The sequence below is a fragment of the Streptomyces sp. MBT53 genome, from assembly GCF_016654115.1.
GTDB lineage: Bacteria > Actinomycetota > Actinomycetes > Streptomycetales > Streptomycetaceae > Streptomyces.
In genome coordinates this window covers 45,359-66,601 of record NZ_JAEQAZ010000021.1, presented here as the reverse complement: position 1 = coordinate 66,601, position 21,243 = coordinate 45,359, and the positions used below count along the sequence as shown (strand labels likewise).

The following is a 21,243-nucleotide window of genomic DNA, read 5'->3' as shown; positions in this document are numbered from 1 at the left end:
CAACCCCTTGCCGAAGGCTTAGCCGAAGGTTAACGTCCCGCTCCGCACCTCGAATTCAGCCACGGGCAGCTGAGCCGTGGAGCCGCAGCCGCGCGAGAGACAAGGACGTCACCATGTCGGCAATGAGCAACAGCAACCTTTCCCGCCGATCGATATTCCGGGCGGCCGCGGGGATGGCCGCGGCCGGCACGCTGGCCGCGTGCGGCGGCAACAACGGGCGTGGGGGGAGCGGTGGTTCGGGCACGAACCTCGTCCAGTACTTCCACGCGTACGGCGAGGCCGGCACGGAACAGGCCATCAAGCGGTACGCGAAGGCGTACACCAAGGCCGACGTCACCACGAACTGGATCACCGGCAACAACTTCGAGGCCAAGCTCTTCTCGTCCCTGCTCACCAAGCAGGCACCCGACGTCTTCGAGTTCCACCCGCAGTTGCAGCTGGTCAAGAGCGGTCAGGTGGCCGACCTCAGCGACATCATCGATCCGGTCAAGGACGACTTCAACCCGGCCGACATCAAGTCGCACACGGTCGACGGGAAGATCTACGGGATCCGGATGATCGACGACCCGCAGTTCTTCTACTACCGCAAGTCGATGCTGGAGAAGGCCAAGGTCGACGTCCCCACCACACTCGACGAGTTGCTGGAGGCCGCCGCCAAGCTCACCACGAGCAAGGTCAAGGGCGTCTTCCTCGGCAACGACTTCACCGCGATCCAGAACAACCTGATCTTCTCGGCCGGCGCCGAGACCCTCGACGCGAACAACAAGATCGGCTATCACACGGACGGCGTCGTCGAGGGCCTCACGAAGCTCCGGACCCTGTTCACCAGCGGTCACGTGCTGCTGGACGCCCCGACCGACTTCTGGGACCCGTCCTCGCTCGACCAGGGCCTCTGCGCCATCCAGTGGGGCGGCATGTGGTCCATGCCCGCCATGCAGAAGGCGCTCGGCGACGACCTCGGCATCTTCCCGTTCCCGAAGATCGGCAGCGCCGGCAAGCTGTCGGTCTACAACGGCGGCTGGTCGATCTACGTCAACGCCAAGGGCAAGAACGTCGACGCGGCCAAGGAATACGTCAAGTGGCTGTGGATCGACCAGAAGAAGTACCAGGAGGACTGGGCGCTGTCCTACGGCTTCCACATCCCGCCGCGCAGCTCGATAGCCCAGTCTGCCACCAAGCTCAAGTCGGGCCTGCCCGCCGAGGCCGTCAAGCTCTTCACCGACTACGGCCACTTCGACAACATCGGCTTCGACCAGGTGATGATCACCGCGTTCAACGACGTGATCGCCAACTCCGTCCGCAAAAACGGCAACCCCGAGGCAGCGCTCGACGCCTGCGACAAGAAGGTCGACGTCGAACTCAAGAAGCTGTTCGGATAGGCCGGCGGACGGAACCCGACATGTCGACCACCACCACGCGCGGGGTCGCCCAGCCCGCCGCGGCCAAGGCCTCACAGGCCCGGCCGCGGCGGGGCCTGCGGTCCAGCGCCACCCTGAACTTCTGGCTCTTCACCGGCCCGTTCCTCATCGGCCTGGTGATCTTCGTCTTCGTCCCCATCGGATGGAGCATCTGGCTCAGCTTCTTCGACGCCCGCTACACGGTCACGCCGAGCCACTTCATCGGGCTCGACAACTACAAGCAGATCCTGACCAACAGCAACTTCCCCGAATCGCTGCTGACGTTCACGGTGTTCGCCGCGTTCATCGTGCCGACCACCTGGGCGCTGTCGCTGGGGCTGGCCCTGCTGGTGAACCAACTGCGGTTCATGCGGGCGTTCTTCCGGTCGGTGTTCTTCCTGCCGACCGCCGTGTCGTACGTCGCCGCCGCACTGATCTGGAAGATGTCCATCTTCAGCGGGGTCCGCTTCGGCCTGATGAACACCGTCCTCGGCTGGTTCGGCGTCGACAACATCGCCTATCTGGCCGACCCGAGTCCGCCCTGGTACTGGCTGGTCATCGTGAGCCTGCGCCTGTGGATCCAGGCCGGCTTCTACATGATCCTGTTCCTGGCGGCGCTCCAGAACATCCCTGCCGAGTTGTACGAGGCCGCCGAGATCGACGGCGCCAAGCGCGGCTGGCAGACCTTCCGGTTCATCACGCTGCCCCAACTCCGCGCCACCTCCACGGCGGTGGTCCTGCTGCTCCTCGTCGCCGCCTACCAGGCGTTCGACGAGTTCTTCAACATCATCGGCCAGAAGGCCACCTGGGCCCAGACACCGCTCATGGAGCTGTACAAGGCGGCCCTCGGCACCAACCAGGACTACGGCGCCGGCAGCGCGGGCGCCGTCATCCTGTCCCTGCTGATCTGCATCGTCACCCTCGCCCAGGGCAAGTTCATGGGCTTCGGAAGGGGTGAGGAGTCCAAGTGACCACCACCGCACCGCAGTTGAACAAGAACCGCCGCAAGAAGCGCGGAGGCGTCCTCGGCAACACGGGCCTGTACGTCGCCGTCAGCGTCGCCGCCCTGCTCTTCCTGCTCCCCTTCTATCTGATCCTCCGCAACTCCCTCTCCACGGACCCGGAGATCACCGGCGAGAACTGGAAGCTGCTGCCCTCCTTCCAATGGGGCAACATCTCCGAACTGTTCGACGACCCCACCGTCCAGTTCGGCCGCTCCCTGTGGAACTCCACGGTCGTCGCCGTCCTGATGACCGTGGGCACTCTGCTGGTCTGCTCGCTCGCCGGCTACGGCCTGGCCCGCATCCCCTACAAGCACGCCAACAAGGTCTTCTACCTCGTCCTGGCGACCCTGATGGTGCCCACGGCCGTCACCTTCGTGCCGAGCTTCGTCCTCGTCTCGTCCCTCGGCTGGGTCGACACCTACCGGGGTCTCATCATCCCGGGTCTCTTCAGTGGTTTCACCTGCTTCCTCTTCCGGCAGTACTTCCTGGGGTTCCCCAAGGAGTTGGAGGAGGCGGCACGCGTGGACGGACTCGGCTACTGGGGCGCGTACTGGCGGATCGTCGTACCCAACTCGCTGAACTTCTTCGCCGCGATCGCCACGATCACCTTCATCAGCGGCTGGAACGCCTTCCTGTGGCCGCTGGTCATCGGCCAGGACCCGAACTCCTGGACCGTGCAGATCGCCCTGTCGTCGTTCATGACGAACCAGACTGTCAACTTCCATCTCATCTTCATGGCCACCGCAGTTTCCATCCTGCCCCTGGTGTTCGTGTTCCTCTTCCTCCAGCGCTGGCTGGTGCAGGGGATCGCGCAGACCGGAATCAAGGGCTGACACCCGCCACTCACCACCGGGAGATCCATGTCCTTCAGCACCGCCGTCGACCATCTCGAAGACGTCTCGCCGGGCAGCGGCGCTCTCCCGCCCCGTGCCCGGTACGCGTCCTCGGACGCGAAGTCACTCTCCCTCAACGGTAGTTGGCGTCTTCGTGTGTCGGCGACGGCCGACGCCGAGGACGACTCGTTCGCCGAGGAGGGCTACGACGCCGGGGACTGGGCCGAGGTCACGGTCCCCGGCCACTGGGTCCTGCAAGGACACGGCTCCCCCATCTACACCAACCACCTCTACCCCTTCCCGGTCGACCCGCCGCACGTCCCGACCGAGAACCCGACCGGTGACCACCTCCGTGTCTTCGACCTGCCGTCCGAGTGGCCCTCGGACGGCGGGGCGGTGCTCCGCTTCGACGGCGTGGAGTCCTGCGCCCGGATCTGGCTGAACGGCACGGACATCGGCGAGTTCAGGGGCTCCCGGCTGCCGCACGAGTTCGCGGTCGGGCACCTGCTCAAGCCCAGCGGCAACGTGCTGGCCGTCCGCGTCCACCAGTGGTCGGCGGGCTCGTACCTGGAGGACCAGGACCAGTGGTGGCTGCCCGGCATCTTCCGTGACGTCACCCTGCTGCACCGCCCGCCGGGCAGCGCCCTCGACTTCTTCGTGCACGCCTCCTACGACCATCTCGGCGGCGCTGGCACCCTGCGCGTCGACTCCGACGTCGACGGCCGGATCACCGTGCCCGCGTTGGACATCGATGTCGCGACCGGCGAGTCCGTCACCGTGCCGGTGCGGCCGTGGACGGCCGAACTCCCTTATCTGTACGACGGGTTGCTGACGACGGAGGGCGAGCGCGTCCCGCTCCGCATCGGCTTCCGCACCGTCGAACTCTCCGACGGCCTGATCAAGGTCAACGGGAAGGCGATCCTCTTCAAGGGCGTCAACCGCCATGAGTGGCACCCGGAGAAGGGTCGCGCCCTCGACCTGGAGACCATGAGGGAGGACGTGCTGCTGATGAAGCGGCACAACATCAACGCGGTCCGTACCTCGCACTATCCGCCGCACCCGGACTTCCTCGACCTGTGCGACGAGTACGGACTGTGGGTCATCGACGAGTGCGACCTCGAAACCCACGGCTTCACCGAACAGGCCTGGCGCGACAACCCCGTTGACGACGAACGCTGGACACCGGCCCTGCTGGACCGCGCGGCCCGCATGGTCGAACGGGACAAGAACCACCCGTCGATCGTCATCTGGTCGCTGGGCAACGAGGCCGGCACGGGTCGCGGCCTCACCGCCATGGCCGAGTGGATCCACGCCCGTGACCGCTCACGTCTCGTGCACTACGAGGGCGACATCGACTGCCGTGACACGGACGTCTACTCACGGATGTACGCCTCCCACGCCGAGGTCGAGCGCATCGGCCGGCACCTGGACGGCGGCACCCACAAACGCCGTCAACTCCCCTTCATCCTCTGCGAGTACGGCCACGCCATGGGCAACGGCCCCGGCGGACTCGCCGACTACCAGCGCCTCTTCGAGTCCTACGACCGGCTCCAGGGCGGCTTCATCTGGGAGTGGATCGACCACGGCATCAAGGACGAGCGCTACGGCTTCGCCTACGGCGGCGACTTCGGCGAGGAGCTGCACGACGGGAACTTCGTCTGTGACGGCCTGCTCTTCCCGGACCGCGTCCCTTCCCCCGGCCTGATCGAGTACAAGAAGGTCGTCGAGCCGGTCTCCATCGACAGCCCCGACGGCGGCTCCGTACGGGTCACCAACAAGCACGACTTCGCCGACCTGTCCGCATTCGCGTTCCAGTGGTCCTACCAAGTGGACGGCGAGACGGTCGAGTCGGGCCCGTTGACGGTGCCGCCGCTCGCACCGGGCGAGTCGGCCGACGTGAAGCTGCCCGCACCGCCCGTGGAGTCCGACGGCGCCGAATCCCAGTGGACCGTAAGGGCGTTGCTGGCGGCCGACACCGCATGGGCTACGGCCGGCCATGTGGTGGGCTGGGGCCGGATCCCGGTCACCCCGCGCCCGTTGCCGTACGTCTCCGCCACCTCCGCCCCCGTCCTCGGCGAGCGGCGGATCACTCTCGGCCCGGCCTCCTTCGACGCCCGTACCGGCGAGTTGAAGACGATCGGCGCGGTGGACGTCACCGGTCTCCGCCTGGACGTGTGGCGGGCGACCACGGACAACGACGACGGCGCGTCCTGGCAGACGGATATCCGCTACGGCCTGCTCTGGCGCAAGTTGGGCCTGCACCGGATGCGACACCGCCTGGACGGCGTGGAGTTGGGCGAGGACGCGCTGACCGTACGGACCCGGGTGGCGCCGGCCGCCTGGGAGATCGGGCTCGCCACCGTGTACCGCTGGACCTCGGACGGCGAGCGGCTGCGGCTGACGGTGTCCGTGGCACCCGAGGGCGACTGGACGGTACCGCTGCCCAGGCTCGGCATCCGCTTCGGGCTGGACGCGGGCGCCGACCGGGTGAAGTGGTTCGGCGGCGGACCCGGCGAGGGATACCCGGACACCAAGTCGGCCTCGCTGCTCGGTCGTTGGGAGTCCACGGTCGACGCGCTCCAGACGCCCTACGTCCGTCCGCAGGAGAACGGCGCCCGCCCGGACGTCCGTTGGGCGGAGCTGGGCGGGCTGCGGATCGACGGCGACCCGGAATTCTGGTTCACGGCCCGCCGCTGGACGACGGAACAGCTGGACGCCGCCGCCCACCGCACGGACCTCACGCCCGGTGACACAGTGTGGGTGAACCTCGACCACGGCCAGCACGGCATCGGCTCGCAGTCCTGCGGCCCGGGGCCGCTGCCGCAGTACTTCCTGAACGCCGAACCCGCCGAGTTCTCCTTCGTGTTCTCGGCACGGCCGTGAAATCGCCTGTGGCCGACCGGCTCTTCAGCCGGTCGGCCACGGTCGCGTCCTGCGTCGGCTTCGTCCTCATCGGCATGATCCAGGCCCTGTACGGCCCCGCGATACCTGGCCTGCGCCACGAGTTCGGGCTCTCCCCGTCCGCCGCCGGGCTCGGCCTGAGCCTGCACTTCGCGGGCGGGGTCGCCGGTGTGCTCGCCTTCAACGCGGTCCACTCCCGGATCAGCAACAGGGCGCTGCTGGTGTGGGGTTACGGCCTGATGGCGGCGGGCGGCGCCGGTTTCGCGCTGGCGCCGAACTGGCCGCTGGCGCTGGCCGCCGCGTTCCTGTGCGGGCTCGGCTTCGGCGGCATCGACTACGGCCTCAACCAGCTCTTCGCCGTCGGCTTCGGCAACCGTTCCACCGCCATGCTGAACGTGCTCAACGCCCACTACGGCATCGGCGCGGTGCTCGGCCCGGTGATGGTGGCCTGGCTCGGTCCGGACGACTACCCGTACGCGTTCGGCGTGTGCGCGGCGCTGGCGGCGGTGCTGGCGTTCGCGGGCTCAAGTGGCGTACGTACACGTGTATCTGACGCTCCACCAGCAGAGAAGGGAGGCGTCGGCCTGGGCCTGTCACGGGTCCTCGTCGGCTTCCTCGTCCTCTACATCCTCAACGTGGCGGTCGAGGCGAGCGTCGGCGGCTGGGAGCCCACGCATCTGGAGACGGTCGGCTACACGGCGGCCGTCGCCGCGTCGGCGACCTCGGTCTACTGGCTGATGATGACGGTGGGCCGCTTCCTGGTCGTGCCGATCACCCTGCGGTACTCCCCCGAGCGCATCCTCGCGGTGTGCGCGGTCGGGATGACGGTGTGTCTGCTGTTGACGCTGGTTAAAGGAGTGGCACCGGTGGCGTACGCCGGTGTTGGCTTGTTCATCGCACCGGTCTTCCCGACGGGACTTTCCTGGCTCAACAGGGCGCTCCCCCAGGCCGAGCGAGCCGGGGCGTGGGTGATGGCGGCCTCGAACGTCGGCGGGGTGGCGGCTCCACCGCTGCTCGGCGTCGGGATCGAGGCCGCCGGGATCCACGCGGTGCCCTGGCTGTTGACCGCCATGTCGGGCGCGTCGCTGCTGGCGACGCTCCGGCTGATCCGACTGACGAGGAGGTCCGCATCATGAAGGCCCTGTTCCTGCTCACGCGAAGGCTGACCGAGTGAACGCGAGCACCACGCGAACGGCGAACCAGATCGAGGTCCGGGGGCTGTCCCGCACCTTCCACACCACCGTGCGCCGCCCCGGTTTCGTCGGCGGCCTGCGCTCGCTCGTCAACCCGGACCGCGTGCCCAAGCACGCCGTCTCCGACGTCACGTTCGACGTCGCCCCGGGTGAACTCCTCGCCCTGCTGGGCCCGAACGGCGCCGGCAAGTCCACCACCATCAAGATCCTCACCGGCATCCTGACGCCCACCTCCGGGGAGGCCAGGGTCGCGGGCGTGGTGCCGTACCAGGAGCGGGAGCGCAACGCCCGTAACATCGGGGCGGTGTTCGGGCAGCGCACCCAGCTGTGGTGGGACCTGCCGGTACGCGAGTCGTTCTCGATCCTGCGGGACATCTACGAGGTGCCGAAGGCCCAACACGCGGCCCGCCTGCGGGAGTTCGACGACCTCCTCGAACTGTCGTCGTTCTGGGACACCCGCGTCCGCCATCTCTCCCTCGGCCAGCGGGTGCGCTGCGACCTGGCCGCCGCGCTGCTGCACGACCCGCCGGTCGTCTTCCTCGACGAGCCGACCATCGGCATGGACGTGGTCGTGAAGGAACAGGTCCGCGAGTTCCTGCGCCATCAGGTGGAGGAGCGCGGCCGTACGGTCCTGCTGACCACGCACGACATGACCGAGGTGGCCCGGCTCGCCGAGCGGGTCGTCCTCATCAACCACGGCCGGCTGGTGCTGGACGGCACCCTCGACGAGATCCGCCGCAAGTTCGGCTCGACCTGGCAGATCCGCGCGACGCTGGCCGATCCGCATGCCGAGGCCGAGTCCCTGCCGGGCATCGCGCTGGTGCGGCGGGACGGACCGCAGCTCGTCTTCGGCCCGGACGGCACCGAGGGACCGACCGTCCACCAGGCGCTGAAACAGGTCATCGAGCGGTACGAGGTGACCGAGATCGCCATGGACGAGGCGGAGTTGGAGGACGTGATGCGCGCCGCGTACGTCCAGGCCGGCCCGCGCGCCGAGGAGACCTGAGATGGCCGCCCTGCACGCCTGGCGCGCCGCCCGTGTCACCCCGCTCGGCGAACTCCTGGCCCCGCCCCGCATCACCGCCGCCCTGCTCCGGCTGACGGTGCAGATCGTGCTGGTGGCGTCCCTGTGGCGCGGCCTCTACTCCCAGACCGGCACCACCGCGGGACTCACCCGCGACCAGGCGGTGACGTACGCCGTACTGGCCGTACTCGCCTCCCGGCTGCGGGAGTTGGACCAGTACGCGGGCCGGGACACGGTCCTGCAGCACATGCACTTCGGCACGATCATCTACTGGTATCTGCGCCCGCTGCCGCCCCAGCGCTACTACGCGCTGCGGGCGCTCGGCGAGCAGCTGTACGGGCTGGCCTGGGCGCTGACGGGATATGTCGTGTGCCTCGCGGCGGGGGTCGTGGAACCGCCCAAGTCACCGGCGGTGGCTGGGGTGTTCGCACTGAGCATGCTGCTGGGCCAGCTCGTCCTCTACTACGTCATGCTCCTCATCGACCAGTTGTGCTTCTGGACGCTCCGCAACGGGGCCGCGATGCTCATTCTGATCTTCGCGCAGAACCTGCTGTCCGGTGTGTACGCGCCGCTGTGGTTCTTCCCGGACTGGTTCATCACGATGAGCCGCTTCCTGCCGTTCCAGGCGACGCTCAGCGTGCCGCTCTCGATCTACGTGGGCCGCGTCCCGCTGTCCGACGCGGGCGCCCAAATCGCCCTGCAGGCGGTCTGGGTGGCGGTCCTGTCCCTGTTCACCCGGTTCCTGTGGCGGCGCGCCGCCCGTCGAGTCGTGGCCCAAGGAGGTTGAGTCGAATGAAAGCCGTCCGGATCGTATGGCGCATCACGCGCCTCAACTTCCGTGCCCAGCTGGAATATCGCACCGAGTTCCTGCTGATGATCGCGATCGGCGCGATCTGGCAGGTGTCGGTGATCGTGTTCGCGACGGTGCTGCTCACCCGGTTCTCCGGAATGGGCGGCTGGGACAGCTCCGACGTACTGCTGATCCCGGCGACACGGATGATGGCGCACGGGCTGATGGTGCTGTTCCTGGGCCGGATGCACGGCCTCGGCCGGTACATCCAGGAAGGCCGCATCGACATCTACCTCGTGCGGCCGATGCCGGTCCATCGCCAGGCGCAGCTGGAGTACTTCCCCACCAACGCGATCGGCGACCTCACGGTGGCCGGCGGCCTCATGGTCGGCGCGCTCAGCCGCAGCCACCTGGACTGGAACGCGGGCCGCATGGCGTATCTGATCGCCGCGCTCATCGGCGGCATGCTCGTGGAAGCGGCCCTCTTCACGACCGTGGCCTCCGCCTCCCTGCGCTTCCCGTCCGCGGACTACTGGAGCCGCTGGATCGAGGATCTCCTCGGCACCTTCGGCAACTACCCGCTGAACGTCCTGCCCCGCGCGGTCGGCGGCTTCCTCACCTACGGCCTTCCGCTCGCGTTCGTCGCCTTCCTCCCGGCGGCCGTACTCACCGGGCACGGCCACGACATCGGGGTGCCGTACTGGCTGGCGGCGGGCTCACCCCTCGTGGGCCTGGTGACATATCTCGGGGCGCGGCTGCTGTGGCGGTGGAGCCTCAGCAACTACACGGGGGTGAACGGGTGACCGCGACGGCGTGACCCAGGTCACGTCATCGCCGTGCAGCAGATCCATGGGCTTTCCCGTCGAGGAGGGGTGACAGGAAGGGAGGAGCGTGTGGATCTGGCAGCCAAGTGGGCAACGGACGCGGGAGACAACGGAGTTGGATCGACGGAGGGAGACTTCCATGGATTCGTCGCCGCCCGGTCGGCCGCGCTGTTCCGTGGCGCTTTCGTCCTGACGGGCAGCCGCGACGCGGCCGAGGACCTGGTCCAGGAGACCCTGGAACGGACCTGCCGCAAGTGGCGCACCATCAGCGCCAAGGACGCCCCGGACGCGTACGTACGACGGATCATGGTCAACCTCGCCAACGACCGCTGGCGAAGATTCCGCCGTACGGCTCAGCACCCGGTCGACGGCGAGCCTGCCGCGCCGGGTGACGAGTACGGACGGATCGACAGCCGTGACCAGTTGGTGCGCGCTCTGCAGCAACTGCCCATGCGGATGCGGACGGTGGTGGTGCTGCGGTACTTCCACGATCTGTCCGACGCCGAGATAGCGGCGGACCTGAAGATCTCGCAGAGCACCGTGCGTTCCCAACTGGCTCGCGGAATCGGCCAGTTGAGAAGCCAGTTCCCCACACTCTCCGCCCCTTCACCACAGCAGCTCACGGAAGGAACCCGATGAGTTCGTACGACCCGCGGTCCTCCGGCTGCACACCTTTCGAAGAGGAACTCATCAACGCCATGAACGACTTCGCGCGCTCCACCGACTCCCCGGCCTTCGACACGGTCGGTATGGTCCACCGCACCCGCCGCAGGCGGGCCACCCTCGTCGCCGCCTTCTCCGCGGTCCTGATCGCGGCCGGCGGCGGCTCGGCGCTGGCCTCCATCTCCGGCAGCACCTCGCAGACGACGCCGGCCGCCACCGCCGTCGACCACGCGAAGGCCACCTTCCTCCTGGGCGGCGTCACCAAGGAGCCCATCGCGGTCGACCTCACGGGCCAGGATCTGGCCACGGCGAAGGGCCAGTTCGAGAAGGCCCAGCTCAAGCTCGGCACGATCGTCAAGGTGGTCAGCCCCGGCTGCAAGCCGACCTCGGTCGTCGAGCTCACTCCCCACAGCCCGAAGATCGTGGTCAAGGGCGACACGGTGAACGTGAAGCTCTGCGCGGGCTGACCGAGTCGACCGGTCCGATCGGTTCGGCCGGTTGAGGACCCGGTCCTGGGCGTGCGCGCGCGAGCCGCTCAGGACCGGTCGGACGCCGGCTTCAGCACCCGTATCCCCGGTATCGGTGAAGCAACCAACCACACCGCCGACAGCGCTCCCCCGACCGCCGCGACCACCAGCGTCACTCTCAACCCCATCAGCGTGGCCACTTCACCGCCGACCAGTGCTCCCAGCGGGCGTACCCCGTAGTTGACCGTGCTGTACGCGCCGGCCACGCGGCTGCGCAGGTTGTCCGGGACGACCGATGCCTGGAGCGAGTTGAGGTTGACGTCGAAGAGCATGACGCCGAAGGCCGAGAGGAACTCGGCGGCGCCCAGGATGCCGAGGCGGGTCCAGGTCGGTCCGGTCGCCGCCGCGACGAGGGCGAAGGGGGCCGGGAACAGGACGGCCCCTACGACGATGCTGCGGCCGATGCCGATCCGGCGGGCGATCGCGGGGGACGCCACCGCGCCGAGGAGGCCGCCCGTGGCGCCGATGCCGAACGCCAACCCGATCGCCCCCGGGGAGAGTTGGAGAGCCCGGTCGGCGAACAGGACGACCAGGCCGGTGCCCGACAGGAACGTGAAGAAGTTGACGGTCGTGGCGCACAGGAGGCCCGCGCGCATGACGGGCTCGTGAAGCACAAAGGCCAGGCCCTCCTTCGCACGCCGTACCAACGAAGGGCCCGCCGAGACTTCACGCAGCGGCTCGTCGACCCGTGTGCGGCCGACCAGAATCGCCGACGCCACGAACGACAGCGCGTCCGCGAGCACCGCGACCGGTGCCGTCAACGCCTGGACCAGGCCGCCGCCGACCGCCGGGCCGGCGATGAAGGACACCGATCTGCTCGCGCTGAGCCCGCTGTTCGCCTCGACGTACGACTCCGGCGGTACGAGGTGGGCGAAGAAGGACGAGTAGGCCGTGTTGAACACGACGGCCGCCGTGCCGGTCAGCAGTGCCACCGTGTACAGCTGACCCAGCGTCACCGTGCCGAGGACGTAGGCGATCGGGAGCGTGAGGAGTACGGCGGCCCTGAACAGGTCCGCCAGCAGCATGAGTCGGCGTTTGCCGGGGCGGTGGTCGACCCAGGCGCCGAGGAACAGGCCGAGCAGGTTCGGGATCCAGGCCAGGGCGGTCAGCCAGGCGACCTGGTTCGCGGAGGCCCGCAGCGCGCCGACCGCTATGAAGGGCAGGGCCAGTTCGGAGACGCGGTCACCGAACTGGGAGACGGACTGGCCGCACCAGAACCGTACGAAGCGGCGATCCCGCCACAGCGAGTCCGGCGCGGGCCGAGTGATCCGACGGCCGCTCACTCCGCCGGGTCCGCGTCATGGTTCTCGTCCCCCGCCGCTTCCGGCAGCGCGTACATCAGCAGGCGGACATCCCGGCCGTCCGGTGGTCGTCGGTCCGGTTCGCGGATGACGTACGGCGCGATCAGCGCCTCCAACGCGTCCTTCAGCGCGGCCAGTTCGGCCGCCGTCACCACGATCCGGGTGTTGTTCGCGGCGGCCAGCCTCGACCATTCGGGCTCAAGGCCGGGCGCCGTCTCGGTGAGCCAGCGCAGGGGCAGGTCGGCGTTGCGCGCGAACATCTCCCCGGCCAGCACCCGCGCGGCCGACCAGCCCTCCGTGTCGTCGGTGTCCTCCGGCATCGCGACCCGGAAGCCCCGTGCCACCGCCGCCCAGCGCCGCTCCCGCCGGTCCGTGCCGCCCTCGGCGTCGCGGACCAGGCCGAAGCCGGCGAGATGGCGCAGATGCCAGCTGGTGACGGACGGGGTGGCACCCACGTGCGGCGAGAGCCGGGAGGCGGTGGCCGGGCCGTAGCGCTGAAGGCGTTCGAGGATGGCGAGCCGCACGGGGTGGGCCAGTGCCCGCATGGTCTTCGGGTCGGATATCTCCATGTCGCCGAAGCGATTGCCGGAATCCATGGTCCGAGAGTGTTCTCTCAGAAAGCCTGAGAGTCAACTCTCAGATCTGGCAGGCCAGTTGAGACGTCGCTTCAGGTCCCTCAGGCCATCGGCTGCGGGGTCAGGCGTTTGTGGCCCTTCCTGTCGTAGTACCTGACCATCGCGAATCCGAAGAGCAGGCCGATGGCCGTACCGACGCCGATCATGGTCCAGGCGCGGGTCAGGCCCGCGTCGCCGCGTGCGTCGAAGTAGAGGATCGCCCTCACTCCGTCGCTGAGTTGGCGCATGGGCTCGAAGTGGGAGAGGAAGCGGTAGAAGCCGGGGACGGCCTGGAGGGGGACGGTGGCGCCGGAGGACGGCAGGCCCAGGACGATGAACACGAACATGGAGACCAGCTGGCCGATGCCGCCGAAGGCCGCGTTGATCGCCTGGACACCCAGGCCTACGGCGAGGGCCGCGCAGTAGGAGTAGATCCACAGCAGCGGGATGTGGGTGGCGTCCATGCCGAGGATGCTGACGCTGGCGAGCATGATCAGGGAGACGCTGAGGAGGGTGATGCCGGCCGTCATGACCATCTTCAGGAGGAGTGTCTGGGTGCGGTTGATCGGGACCGTGGGGCGGCGGGTGTGCCAGGGGCCGATCTCGTTGTCGGCGTAGCCGAGAGCCGTGTCGACGCCGTTGCTGATGACGTTGCCGCCCATGAAACCGGCCAGGACCAGCAGCAGGGTGTAGTAGAAGGCGGTCAGACCGATGCCGCTGTTGCTGCCGATGGGGTGGCCGACCTGGGTGGCGATCCGCACCGGGTCGGCGAGCAGCAGCTTCTGCGTGGAGTCGGCCTTCGCGGCTGCCGCCATGAGCTGCTTGCCGATGGTGAGCGAGGCCTTCTGGGCCACGGTCGTGGAGATCTTGCTCGCGAGGGAGGAGCCGAGGCTGCCCTTGCCGGGGTTGGTGAGCACAGTGATCGTGGGCCGGGCGGTGGCGTTCGTGGTCGTCAGCGCGGCGACGGAGTCCGTGAAGCCGGCGGGGATGACAAGAGCGCCGTAGACCTTGCCGGAGTCGAGTTCCTGCTGGGCCTGGGCTCTGGTGAGCTGTCGCCAGCCGGCCGCACGGCTGCTGGTGTCGGTGACGATGGAGTGGGCGATCTGGGTGCCCAGGTTCTGCCGCTGGCCGGGGAGCGGGTTTCCCGTGTCGCTGTTGACCAGGGCGATGGGCAGGTCGTTCAGCTCGCGGTTGGGGTTGACGATGCCGCCCATGTAGAGCAGGGACAGCAGCAGCGCGAGCAGGCCGGTCAGCACGGTGGGGATGAGCCACAGCTTGGGGCGGCCGAGGAGTGCGGTGGCGCGGAGGCCGGTGGGGGCGGGGGTGCCGGAGTCGTCGTCCATGGTGGTCAAGTCTGGTGCCGGAATCCGGTGGCGGCGGTGTGGAAACACGGCGGACACCCACTTGTTGCCTACGACTACTCTGGCCTCCACGGTTTTCGCAGGTCACGGAGAGGTGGTGGTCCACGGTGCCGCGTGCGGGACTCACCGCCGACCGGGTCGTGGCGGCGGCTGCCGACCTCGCCGACGAGGTCGGCTTCGAGAACGTCAGCCTGTCCGCGCTGGCCCGCGGCTTCGGCGTGAAGGACGCGAGCCTGTACTCGCACGTCCGGAACCTCCAGGATCTGCGCACCCGGGTCGCGTTCCTCGCGGGCGGCGAGCTGGTCGACCGGATCGCCGTCGCGGTCGAGGGCCGCTCCGGCCGGGACGCGCTGGCCGCGTTCGCCGACGCGTACCGGGCCTACGCCCTGGCGCACCCGGGCCGGTACGCGGCCACCCAGATCCGTATCGACCAGTCCCTGGTCGCCGCCTCCCCCGCCCTGCGCCGCACCGCCGACATCACCTACGGCCTGCTGCGCGCCTACGGCCTGGAGGAGCCCGATCTCACCGACGCCGTACGCCTGTTGCGCAGTACGTTCCACGGCTACTGCGCCCTGGAATCCGGCGGCGGCTTCGGCGCGCCGCGTGACGTTCGGCGATCGTGGGAGCGGGTGGTCGACGCGCTGCACACGGCCCTGACGCACTGGCCCCGGGAAGCCGCGGACGGCTGACGGAGACGCTCGTTCCGGTCCGCGCCCCAGGTGCACCGCTGACCACTTAGACTGGAAGCTTCGCGAATGCCACGTGCCACCCTGGGGGGAGGGAGCGCGACTTGTCTCAACAGCAGCTCGGACGTGGTCCCTTGAGAGCGCCGGGAACACCCGGTCCGGTACCGCAGGGCGGGAGTCCGCCGGCCCGGTTCGTGGGCTGGCTGGGCCGGTTCGGATGCGTGGCCGCCGGATACGCGGTGTTCCAGTTCCTGTTCGAGGTGCTGCCCGACTCGATCGACGGAGCGCCCGCCAAGTATCTGATCGCCGGGCTGAGCGGCCTCGCCACGGCCGGCATGACCTGGCTCGCGGCGGCCCTGCTCCGGGCCCGCACGTCCGGACCCGCACCGCTCACCGCCCCCGCTCCCCCGGCACCGGCCGTCCCCGGCCCGCTGCCACAGGTGTTCGGTTCGGCCTACGACACCCTCGTCGCCCAGGTCGCCGAGGTCGACGACCCGGTGCGCGGCCGTCTCATCGGCTGGCCGCACTCCCTCCTGGAGCTGGACGGCCCGGCCCGGCCGACCTCGCTGGCCACGGCGTACGGCCTGCACATCGTGCTGGACCTGGGCGTGCCGGACGGACGGCTGCACACCGGCGATCTCATCGACACGCTGTGGCGGCTACGGCTGCAGGGCGGCGGCTGGTCGGCCCGCTCGCAGGGGGCGGTCGCCCGCCCGGAGGTCACCGCGATGGTGCTGGGCGCGCTGGCCCGCGCGGGCGCCTCGCGGGAGCGGCTGGCGGACGAGGTGGCGCGCTGCGAGGCCGGGTTCACTCCCGAACTCGACAGTACGGGGCGGGCGTTGACCCATGTCGTGACCACCGTGATGCGGGGGCTGCTGCGCGCGGCACCGGACGCGCCGATCCTGCCCGTGCTGCGGGAGGCCCTGGTCGACGGCGCGCTCTCCGACCCGCAGCGTCAGCACCGCCGCTGCTGGAGCCACCGCCTGGGGGTGCTGCCATGGGCCGTGCACCCGGCCCGGCAGCCCGCCCAGCCCTCCGCCGTGCACACCGCGCAGGCCGTGGTCGCCCTGGACCGGGCGGCCCGGGTGCTGGGCGAGGGGCCGGTGGAGCGTGCGGTGCGCGAGGACGGGGTGCGCTGGCTGCTGGCCTGCCCCGCGACGGCGCACGACGCCTGCGCCGATCTGGCGAACCTGCGGGAGGAGGTGCGCCGCCGCCACCCGGACGACTCCTCGCACCACGAGGTGCTGAACGTCCGCCATTTCACCGCGAGTTGGATCCTGCGCGCCCTGCTCACCCCTGGCGCCCTGGAGATCGCCCGGGAGGACGGCCTGGAGGAGGCCTGGCAGGAGCGGCTGAACGGGGCGGCGGGCGCGGTGTGGGCGGCGCAGACCGACGGGATCTGGTCCTGGAGCCGGGACGGGGCGATGTTCACGACGACGGAGGAACTGCGCCAGCCGATCTGGATGACCTATCAGGGGCTTTCGGCGCTGCGCGCACATGCCGTATGGATGTACAGACCGGATACGCCGGATACTCGAACCAGGCCGGTGTGACGGCGAGTTGGGGAGTGAGTGCATGGGTGGTCGGCAGATCCTGGCGGCGCGACGGCTGCTGACCGAGGCGCTGGACGGCGACCTGTCCGACGACGAGACGGTGACCGCGGCCCGTGCCGTCATCGCCGAACTGGGCTCTCCCGAGCGGCTGTTGGAGCTGGTGGCCGAACTCGCCTCCGGTGAGGGCGATCCCGAGCACTGCGCCGGGCTGTCGTACCGTCATGTCCTGGGCTTCGACAAGCTGTTGCTGATCGACGGCGGCCCCCGCCACATGCTGCGCGCGCATCTCTGGCATCCCGACGTGGCGGCGATCGGCGCGGAGGACATCCACAACCACCGTTCCCCGCTTGCCTCTTACGTGGTCCGGGGGCGGCTCGCGATGGAGCTGTACGAGACGCGCGGCGACGGCGGGATCACGGCGGACCGGTACGAGGAGTCCCTCGCCGGGCGCAGTGCCGACTGGACGCTGCGGCCCACGGGACCGGCGCGACTGCGGCTGACGCATGTGGGCCAGTACGCGGCGGGCAGCGCCTACGCCCTGCCGGCGAATGTCCTGCACCGGGCCTGGTGCGACACGGACGCACCGACCGTGACGCTGTTCCTGGAGACGGGGGCCGAGCGGCGGCGCCACACCGATGTGTTCACGGTCGCGGGCCCGCATCCGGGCGCGGTGGCGAAGGTGCCGCTCGATGTGAAGGACTATCTCGGCGCGTTGAACGATCTCGCGGAATCGCTCAGAAGTTCGTGAGGGCCTGTTGTACGACGTCCAGGTTGTACGCGTCGATGTCGAGGCCGGAGTCGGCCAGCTCGGACGGCCGGAGCCACCGGTACGTCTGGTCGGGCTCGGGGAGGGTGATCTGCGACGACAGCGGCCTGACCAGGAAGTTGTCCTGCCAGTTCTTGGTCTCGCGGCCCTGATACTCGCTGACGAAAGACGACTCGCCGATCTTGCGGACGATCTCGCCGAGCAGCCCGGTCTCTTCCTTGAGCTCGCGCAGCGCCCCGTCCTCGGGGTGCTCGTCCGGCTCCAGCTTCCCGCAGGGCACGCCCCACACCCGGGGCAGGAATCGCTCGGTCGCGCTGCGGCGCACCAGAAGCACGCGCCCGTCGTCGTCCATCACGACGGCGGCGGCCAGCCGCTTCTCGCCGGGGTCCATGGTCATGGTTCCTCGGTCCCTCGCCGGAGATGAGTCCAAAGGGTCTGATACCCAGGAAAGCATCCAACGTACCAGGATCCGCCCGCCCGGTCTGTGGAGCCGGTCTCACCTCCAGAACATTGCGACAGGCACCACGGCAACCTCCTTCGCGCGGGCGGCGACTTGGGGGCATGACCAACGCAAGACGCACCACTTCGCACCGTCGCCGCGACTCCCGCCGCATCGCCCGCAAGCCGCTCGCGGGCTCGCTCGCCGTCGCGGCCCTGCTGGGCGGCGCGTGGTACGCGACCGCGGCGACGGACAGCGGCAGCGGCGGAAGCGGCACCTCGACCGCGGCCGGGACGACGACCGCCTCGGCGTCCCCGTCCGACGACGCCGGCGCCGACGGCTCCGCATCCACCGCGGCCACGACGACCCCGACCGCCTCCCCCGCGAAGTCCACCCCGAAGGCGGTCGCGAAGACTCCGGCCACCGCCGCCAAGACCGTGACCGGCACGCTCACCCCGACCAGCACCACGGTGGCGCTCGCCGCCAAGTTCCCCTATCTGACGGCCGGTTACAACAACACCCGCCAATGGACCCGTACGAGCACGGCGGTGGCCCCGAACGGCACCCTGCGCGTGGCCTGGCCGGCCGCCGACGGAGTCCATGTCACCCCGCTGAACGCCGCCGGAGTGCGCTCGGGCGCCGACACGGTCGTCAAGGGTGCCAAGGAGGTCGGCGGTCTGGTCGCGCACAACGACGGCTTCGCGCTGCTCACCCGGGTGGCCGACACCAACAAGTGGAAGGAGACGGCCGCCGCGATCATCCGCTACACGAACGGCAGGCAGACCTTCCGCACCAAGCTCACCGGCACCGCCTCCAACGACACCTCTCCGGGTCTCGACGGCCAACTCACCTGGAACGGCACCAAGTACGGCGCGTACTTCGTCGTCCACGGCGCGGGCGGCTTCGCGGACGGCCACTTCGGCGACAAGTTGGCGTACATCAGCGCCAAGGGCGCGAAGCTGAGCGGTGGTTGGAGCTGGGGCTGCAGCCACAACGAGGGCATCGCGCTGCACGCGGAGACCACCGGCGCGTTCACCTCGCTCTGCTTCGACGACTGGCGCTCGGGCCTGTTCGTCTCCACCGGGATCGGCGCCCCGGACGTCGCGCCGGTCGTGCAGCGCGAGCAGTGCTGGGCAGGGTACTGCGGTGGTACCTTCCCCGGCCGCACGGGCGACCTGGTCAAGTCGGCGGGCGGCCTGTACGCCACCGCCTTCGCCTCCCGCGGTGCCGCCTCGGCCAAGAAGAACTCCGCCGACTCCAGCGGCCGCGGCTGGACGGTCACCCCGAGGACGAGCACCCACCAGGTCGCCGTCGCCTTCATGGCGAACCGCAACTCCGGCCCCGGCAAGGCGATTTACCTCACGAGCGCGGCCGGCACCGAGAACGTCAACGTGCACATCGCGCCCTACGGCAAGGACCGTCTCCTGGTCTCCTGGGAGTCCCTGAAGGGTGCCAAGTGCGCGGCCGGCACCTGCACCGGCACCTTCACGGGCACGCACCTGCGGCTCATCGACTGGAACGGCAAGTTCCAGAGCGCGGACAAGGTGGTGAGCACCCGAATCACCGGCGACCTGGCGGTCCTGAAGAACGGCACGCTGACCTGGGCATACGCACCGGTCACCCCGACCTACGCGAGCCCGCTCAACGGGGCGTCACCGACCGCCACGAGCCTCCGGATCGCCCGGCTGACTCCGTGAAGCGGTAGTCGGTCCGCCGGCCGCCGGCCCAGTGGACGGACAGGCCGTGATCCCCGTCGACCTCCACGGACACCAGTTCCGCGAGGGGACGGGGGTCCGGCTCGCCGGTGAGCCGGACCAGGGCGACGAACAGGGTGGGCCCGTCGCCGACGGCACCCTCTCCGTCCGACAGGCCGTGCAGGGACACGAGTTCGGCGCGCAGTCCGTCGTCCTCCGCCGACCAGCCCGTGACCCGCACCGGCGTCCCGGGGGCAGCGCCCACCACCAGATGCGCCCGCACCTCCACCGCGCCCTCGGCCATCACCACGCTGGTCACCCGGGCCCCGGAGGCAGCCGTGTGCCGGGAAGCAACCCACCCCTCCCCCACCCCCAACGGCACGATCTCCGTCCGGGTCGGATCCCCGCCCACGAACACGCTGTTGTCGTACGACGACGAGGGCGTCGTAGCCGTGGAGTAGGCGAGGCGTGTGTAGTACGGGTCGTAGCGGACGTCCTCGCTGCCGTGGTTGTGGAGGCGGACCAGGCCGTCCGAACTCGTCGACTGGAGAAGCCAGTTGGCGGGTGTGATCGCCGTGGTCGCGTCCGATCGTTCCGCCGGGCCCGGTTCCTCGACCGCCGTCCACACCTCGTGGTCCGGTGGGAGGAGCAGGCCGAGGAATCCCTTGCTGGCCCAGTACGGGGACGCGGGGCCCGAATAGCCTTGCAGGACCGCCTCATTGGGGCCGTGCCAGCCGAGGGTGAGCAGGCCGTGGTCGTCGACCGCGCCCCGGTCGAGGAAATAGCGGAGCGCCCCGGAGGCCAGTCGTCGTGTCTCCCCCGGTGCCAGTGGTGTACGGCCCGTCAGCGCGCCCAGCCACAGGGGAGCCGTCGTCGCGAAGCGGTAGGTGAGGGAGCGGCCCTGGTGCATCGGGGCGCCGTCGGCGCCGAACAGGCGGGCGTAGTCGGCGAGATGGCGTTCCAGGCGGGTGCCGTAGAGGTCGAGGAGTCGGGGGTCGTCGGCGAGCCAGGCGTGCAGGACCGGGTAGAGGTGCATGGCCCAGCCGTTGTAGTAGTCGAACTTGCGGCCGTCGCCGTCGGTGTACCAGCCGTCGCCGACGTACCAGTCCTCGATGCGCGACAGGCCTCGGTCGATGGCCTTGCGGGAGGCCTCGGGCTCGTGGCCGATGTCCTGGAGGAAGCCGCCGACCGTGACGGGGAACAACTCCCAGTTGCAGGGCCAGGGTTGGGCGGTGAGGGCGTCGGTGAGCCAGGCCGCCGCGCGCTGTCGTACGGGCTCGTCGAGGCGGTCCCAGAGGAGGGGGCGGGTGAGGCGCAGGGCGAGGGCGATCGAGGCCGCCTCGACCAGGGGCTGGCTGCGGTCCTCGATGCGGGGCCAGACGCCCGCGACCCCCGCGGCGAGTCCGTCGGCGTAGCGTTCCAGCGCCGTCTCGTCGCGGCGGAAGGCGGCCAGCAGGAGCGTGCGTGCGTAGCCCTCCAGGCCGTCGGAGAGCCTGCCGGACCAGCTGGTGTGGGTGCCGGGGAGGTGGTAGAGCGCGCGGTCCTCGGTGGCGTACGGCTCCACGGCGGCGAGGAGGGCGTCGGCGGCCGTCTCCCAGTGGGCGCGGGTGTAGCCGGTGCGGGGGCTCGACTCGCGGTCGTCGGCGGGCAGTTGCATCGGCTCACTCTCACGG

At 69.7% G+C, this 21,243-nt stretch carries 19 protein-coding genes; 14 read left to right on the top strand and 5 right to left on the bottom strand.

The window, feature by feature from the left end; translation table 11 throughout:
- The first annotated feature begins 113 nt into the window (after window positions 1-113).
- From JHN45_RS10920 to JHN45_RS10875, 10 genes are all read left to right on the top strand, one after another.
- The gene (locus JHN45_RS10920) at window positions 114-1,379 is read left to right on the top strand and encodes an ABC transporter substrate-binding protein (RefSeq protein WP_201048851.1); all 1,266 of its coding nucleotides are present in this window, start codon (window positions 114-116) and stop codon (window positions 1,377-1,379) included.
- A gap of 20 nt (window positions 1,380-1,399) precedes the next feature.
- Window positions 1,400-2,368, top strand: a complete 969-nt coding sequence (locus JHN45_RS10915) for a carbohydrate ABC transporter permease (RefSeq protein ID WP_201048850.1) — start codon at window positions 1,400-1,402, stop codon at window positions 2,366-2,368.
- The gene (locus JHN45_RS10910) at window positions 2,365-3,234 is read left to right on the top strand and encodes a carbohydrate ABC transporter permease (protein ID WP_201048849.1); all 870 of its coding nucleotides are present in this window, start codon (window positions 2,365-2,367) and stop codon (window positions 3,232-3,234) included. Before JHN45_RS10915 ends, JHN45_RS10910 begins: the two co-directional genes overlap by 4 nt.
- A gap of 27 nt (window positions 3,235-3,261) precedes the next feature.
- Window positions 3,262-6,117, top strand: a complete 2,856-nt coding sequence (locus JHN45_RS10905; RefSeq protein ID WP_201048848.1) for a glycoside hydrolase family 2 TIM barrel-domain containing protein — start codon at window positions 3,262-3,264, stop codon at window positions 6,115-6,117.
- A complete protein-coding gene (locus JHN45_RS10900) occupies window positions 6,114-7,271 on the top strand; it encodes an MFS transporter (RefSeq protein WP_201048847.1) in 1,158 nt (385 codons plus the stop codon). Before JHN45_RS10905 ends, JHN45_RS10900 begins: the two co-directional genes overlap by 4 nt.
- Before the next feature lie 34 nt (window positions 7,272-7,305).
- Entirely contained in the window at window positions 7,306-8,334 is a 1,029-nt protein-coding gene (locus JHN45_RS10895) for an ATP-binding cassette domain-containing protein (RefSeq protein WP_307783071.1), read from the top strand.
- A 1-nt stretch (window position 8,335) separates the two neighbouring features.
- On the top strand, window positions 8,336-9,139 hold the full coding sequence (locus JHN45_RS10890; protein WP_200714380.1) for an ABC-2 family transporter protein: 804 nt from the start codon (window positions 8,336-8,338) through the stop codon (window positions 9,137-9,139).
- Between the two features lie 5 nt (window positions 9,140-9,144).
- Window positions 9,145-9,945, top strand: coding sequence for an ABC transporter permease (locus JHN45_RS10885; protein WP_201048846.1), 801 nt, complete (start codon window positions 9,145-9,147; stop codon window positions 9,943-9,945).
- 90 nt (window positions 9,946-10,035) lie between these two features.
- The gene (locus JHN45_RS10880; RefSeq protein WP_200714378.1) at window positions 10,036-10,605 is read left to right on the top strand and encodes a SigE family RNA polymerase sigma factor; all 570 of its coding nucleotides are present in this window, start codon (window positions 10,036-10,038) and stop codon (window positions 10,603-10,605) included.
- On the top strand, window positions 10,602-11,096 hold the full coding sequence (locus JHN45_RS10875; protein ID WP_201048845.1) for a PASTA domain-containing protein: 495 nt from the start codon (window positions 10,602-10,604) through the stop codon (window positions 11,094-11,096). Before JHN45_RS10880 ends, JHN45_RS10875 begins: the two co-directional genes overlap by 4 nt.
- A gap of 68 nt (window positions 11,097-11,164) precedes the next feature.
- Here the strand turns inward: JHN45_RS10875 and JHN45_RS10870 are convergent, their stop codons facing one another.
- The 3 genes from JHN45_RS10870 to JHN45_RS10860 all read right to left on the bottom strand — a co-directional run bounded on the left by JHN45_RS10870 (window position 11,165) and on the right by JHN45_RS10860 (window position 14,414).
- Window positions 11,165-12,439 (bottom strand): MFS transporter, encoded by a 1,275-nt coding sequence (locus JHN45_RS10870; protein WP_201048844.1) that lies wholly within the window; start codon window positions 12,437-12,439, stop codon window positions 11,165-11,167.
- Entirely contained in the window at window positions 12,436-13,053 is a 618-nt protein-coding gene (locus JHN45_RS10865) for a helix-turn-helix transcriptional regulator (protein ID WP_201048843.1), read from the bottom strand. Before JHN45_RS10865 ends, JHN45_RS10870 begins: the two co-directional genes overlap by 4 nt.
- Window positions 13,054-13,133: 80 nt before the next feature.
- On the bottom strand, window positions 13,134-14,414 hold the full coding sequence (locus tag JHN45_RS10860; protein ID WP_201048842.1) for a YhgE/Pip domain-containing protein: 1,281 nt from the start codon (window positions 14,412-14,414) through the stop codon (window positions 13,134-13,136).
- 125 nt (window positions 14,415-14,539) lie between these two features.
- On the opposite strand from JHN45_RS10860, the gene JHN45_RS10855 reads away from it, so the two are divergent.
- The 3 genes from JHN45_RS10855 (at window position 14,540) to JHN45_RS10845 (ending at window position 17,419) form a co-directional block, all read left to right on the top strand.
- On the top strand, window positions 14,540-15,121 hold the full coding sequence (locus JHN45_RS10855; protein ID WP_201048841.1) for a TetR-like C-terminal domain-containing protein: 582 nt from the start codon (window positions 14,540-14,542) through the stop codon (window positions 15,119-15,121).
- A 218-nt stretch (window positions 15,122-15,339) separates the two neighbouring features.
- On the top strand, window positions 15,340-16,671 hold the full coding sequence (locus JHN45_RS10850; protein WP_307783070.1) for a hypothetical protein: 1,332 nt from the start codon (window positions 15,340-15,342) through the stop codon (window positions 16,669-16,671).
- A 22-nt stretch (window positions 16,672-16,693) separates the two neighbouring features.
- Window positions 16,694-17,419 carry a hypothetical protein gene (locus tag JHN45_RS10845; protein ID WP_201048840.1) on the top strand — a complete coding sequence of 242 codons (726 nt, stop codon included), beginning with the start codon at window positions 16,694-16,696 and terminating at the stop codon, window positions 17,417-17,419.
- Here JHN45_RS10845 and JHN45_RS10840 read toward each other — a convergent pair.
- The gene (locus JHN45_RS10840; protein ID WP_200714391.1) at window positions 17,406-17,828 is read right to left on the bottom strand and encodes an NUDIX hydrolase; all 423 of its coding nucleotides are present in this window, start codon (window positions 17,826-17,828) and stop codon (window positions 17,406-17,408) included. The genes JHN45_RS10845 and JHN45_RS10840 overlap by 14 nt on opposite strands.
- A gap of 170 nt (window positions 17,829-17,998) precedes the next feature.
- On the opposite strand from JHN45_RS10840, the gene JHN45_RS10835 reads away from it, so the two are divergent.
- Complete coding sequence (locus JHN45_RS10835) at window positions 17,999-19,573, top strand: hypothetical protein (RefSeq protein WP_201048839.1); 1,575 nt, start codon at window positions 17,999-18,001, stop codon at window positions 19,571-19,573.
- On the opposite strand, the gene JHN45_RS10830 is transcribed toward JHN45_RS10835, so the two are convergent.
- Complete coding sequence (locus tag JHN45_RS10830) at window positions 19,518-21,227, bottom strand: DUF2264 domain-containing protein (protein WP_201048838.1); 1,710 nt, start codon at window positions 21,225-21,227, stop codon at window positions 19,518-19,520. The two genes, JHN45_RS10835 and JHN45_RS10830, sit on opposite strands and share 56 nt — an antisense overlap.
- Window positions 21,228-21,243 lie beyond the last annotated feature (16 nt).

Coding starts and splice junctions, on each gene's coding strand:
- JHN45_RS10920 (WP_201048851.1), top strand. CDS start 114: ATGTCGGCAATGAGCAACAGCAACCTTTCCCGCCGATCGATATTCCGG.
- JHN45_RS10915 (WP_201048850.1), top strand. CDS start 1,400: ATGTCGACCACCACCACGCGCGGGGTCGCCCAGCCCGCCGCGGCCAAG.
- JHN45_RS10905 (WP_201048848.1), top strand. CDS start 3,262: ATGTCCTTCAGCACCGCCGTCGACCATCTCGAAGACGTCTCGCCGGGC.
- JHN45_RS10890 (WP_200714380.1), top strand. CDS start 8,336: ATGGCCGCCCTGCACGCCTGGCGCGCCGCCCGTGTCACCCCGCTCGGC.
- JHN45_RS10885 (WP_201048846.1), top strand. CDS start 9,145: ATGAAAGCCGTCCGGATCGTATGGCGCATCACGCGCCTCAACTTCCGT.
- JHN45_RS10875 (WP_201048845.1), top strand. CDS start 10,602: ATGAGTTCGTACGACCCGCGGTCCTCCGGCTGCACACCTTTCGAAGAG.
- JHN45_RS10865 (WP_201048843.1), bottom strand. CDS start 13,053: ATGGATTCCGGCAATCGCTTCGGCGACATGGAGATATCCGACCCGAAG.
- JHN45_RS10860 (WP_201048842.1), bottom strand. CDS start 14,414: ATGGACGACGACTCCGGCACCCCCGCCCCCACCGGCCTCCGCGCCACC.
- JHN45_RS10845 (WP_201048840.1), top strand. CDS start 16,694: ATGGGTGGTCGGCAGATCCTGGCGGCGCGACGGCTGCTGACCGAGGCG.
- JHN45_RS10840 (WP_200714391.1), bottom strand. CDS start 17,828: ATGGACCCCGGCGAGAAGCGGCTGGCCGCCGCCGTCGTGATGGACGAC.
- JHN45_RS10835 (WP_201048839.1), top strand. CDS start 17,999: ATGACCAACGCAAGACGCACCACTTCGCACCGTCGCCGCGACTCCCGC.
- JHN45_RS10830 (WP_201048838.1), bottom strand. CDS start 21,227: ATGCAACTGCCCGCCGACGACCGCGAGTCGAGCCCCCGCACCGGCTAC.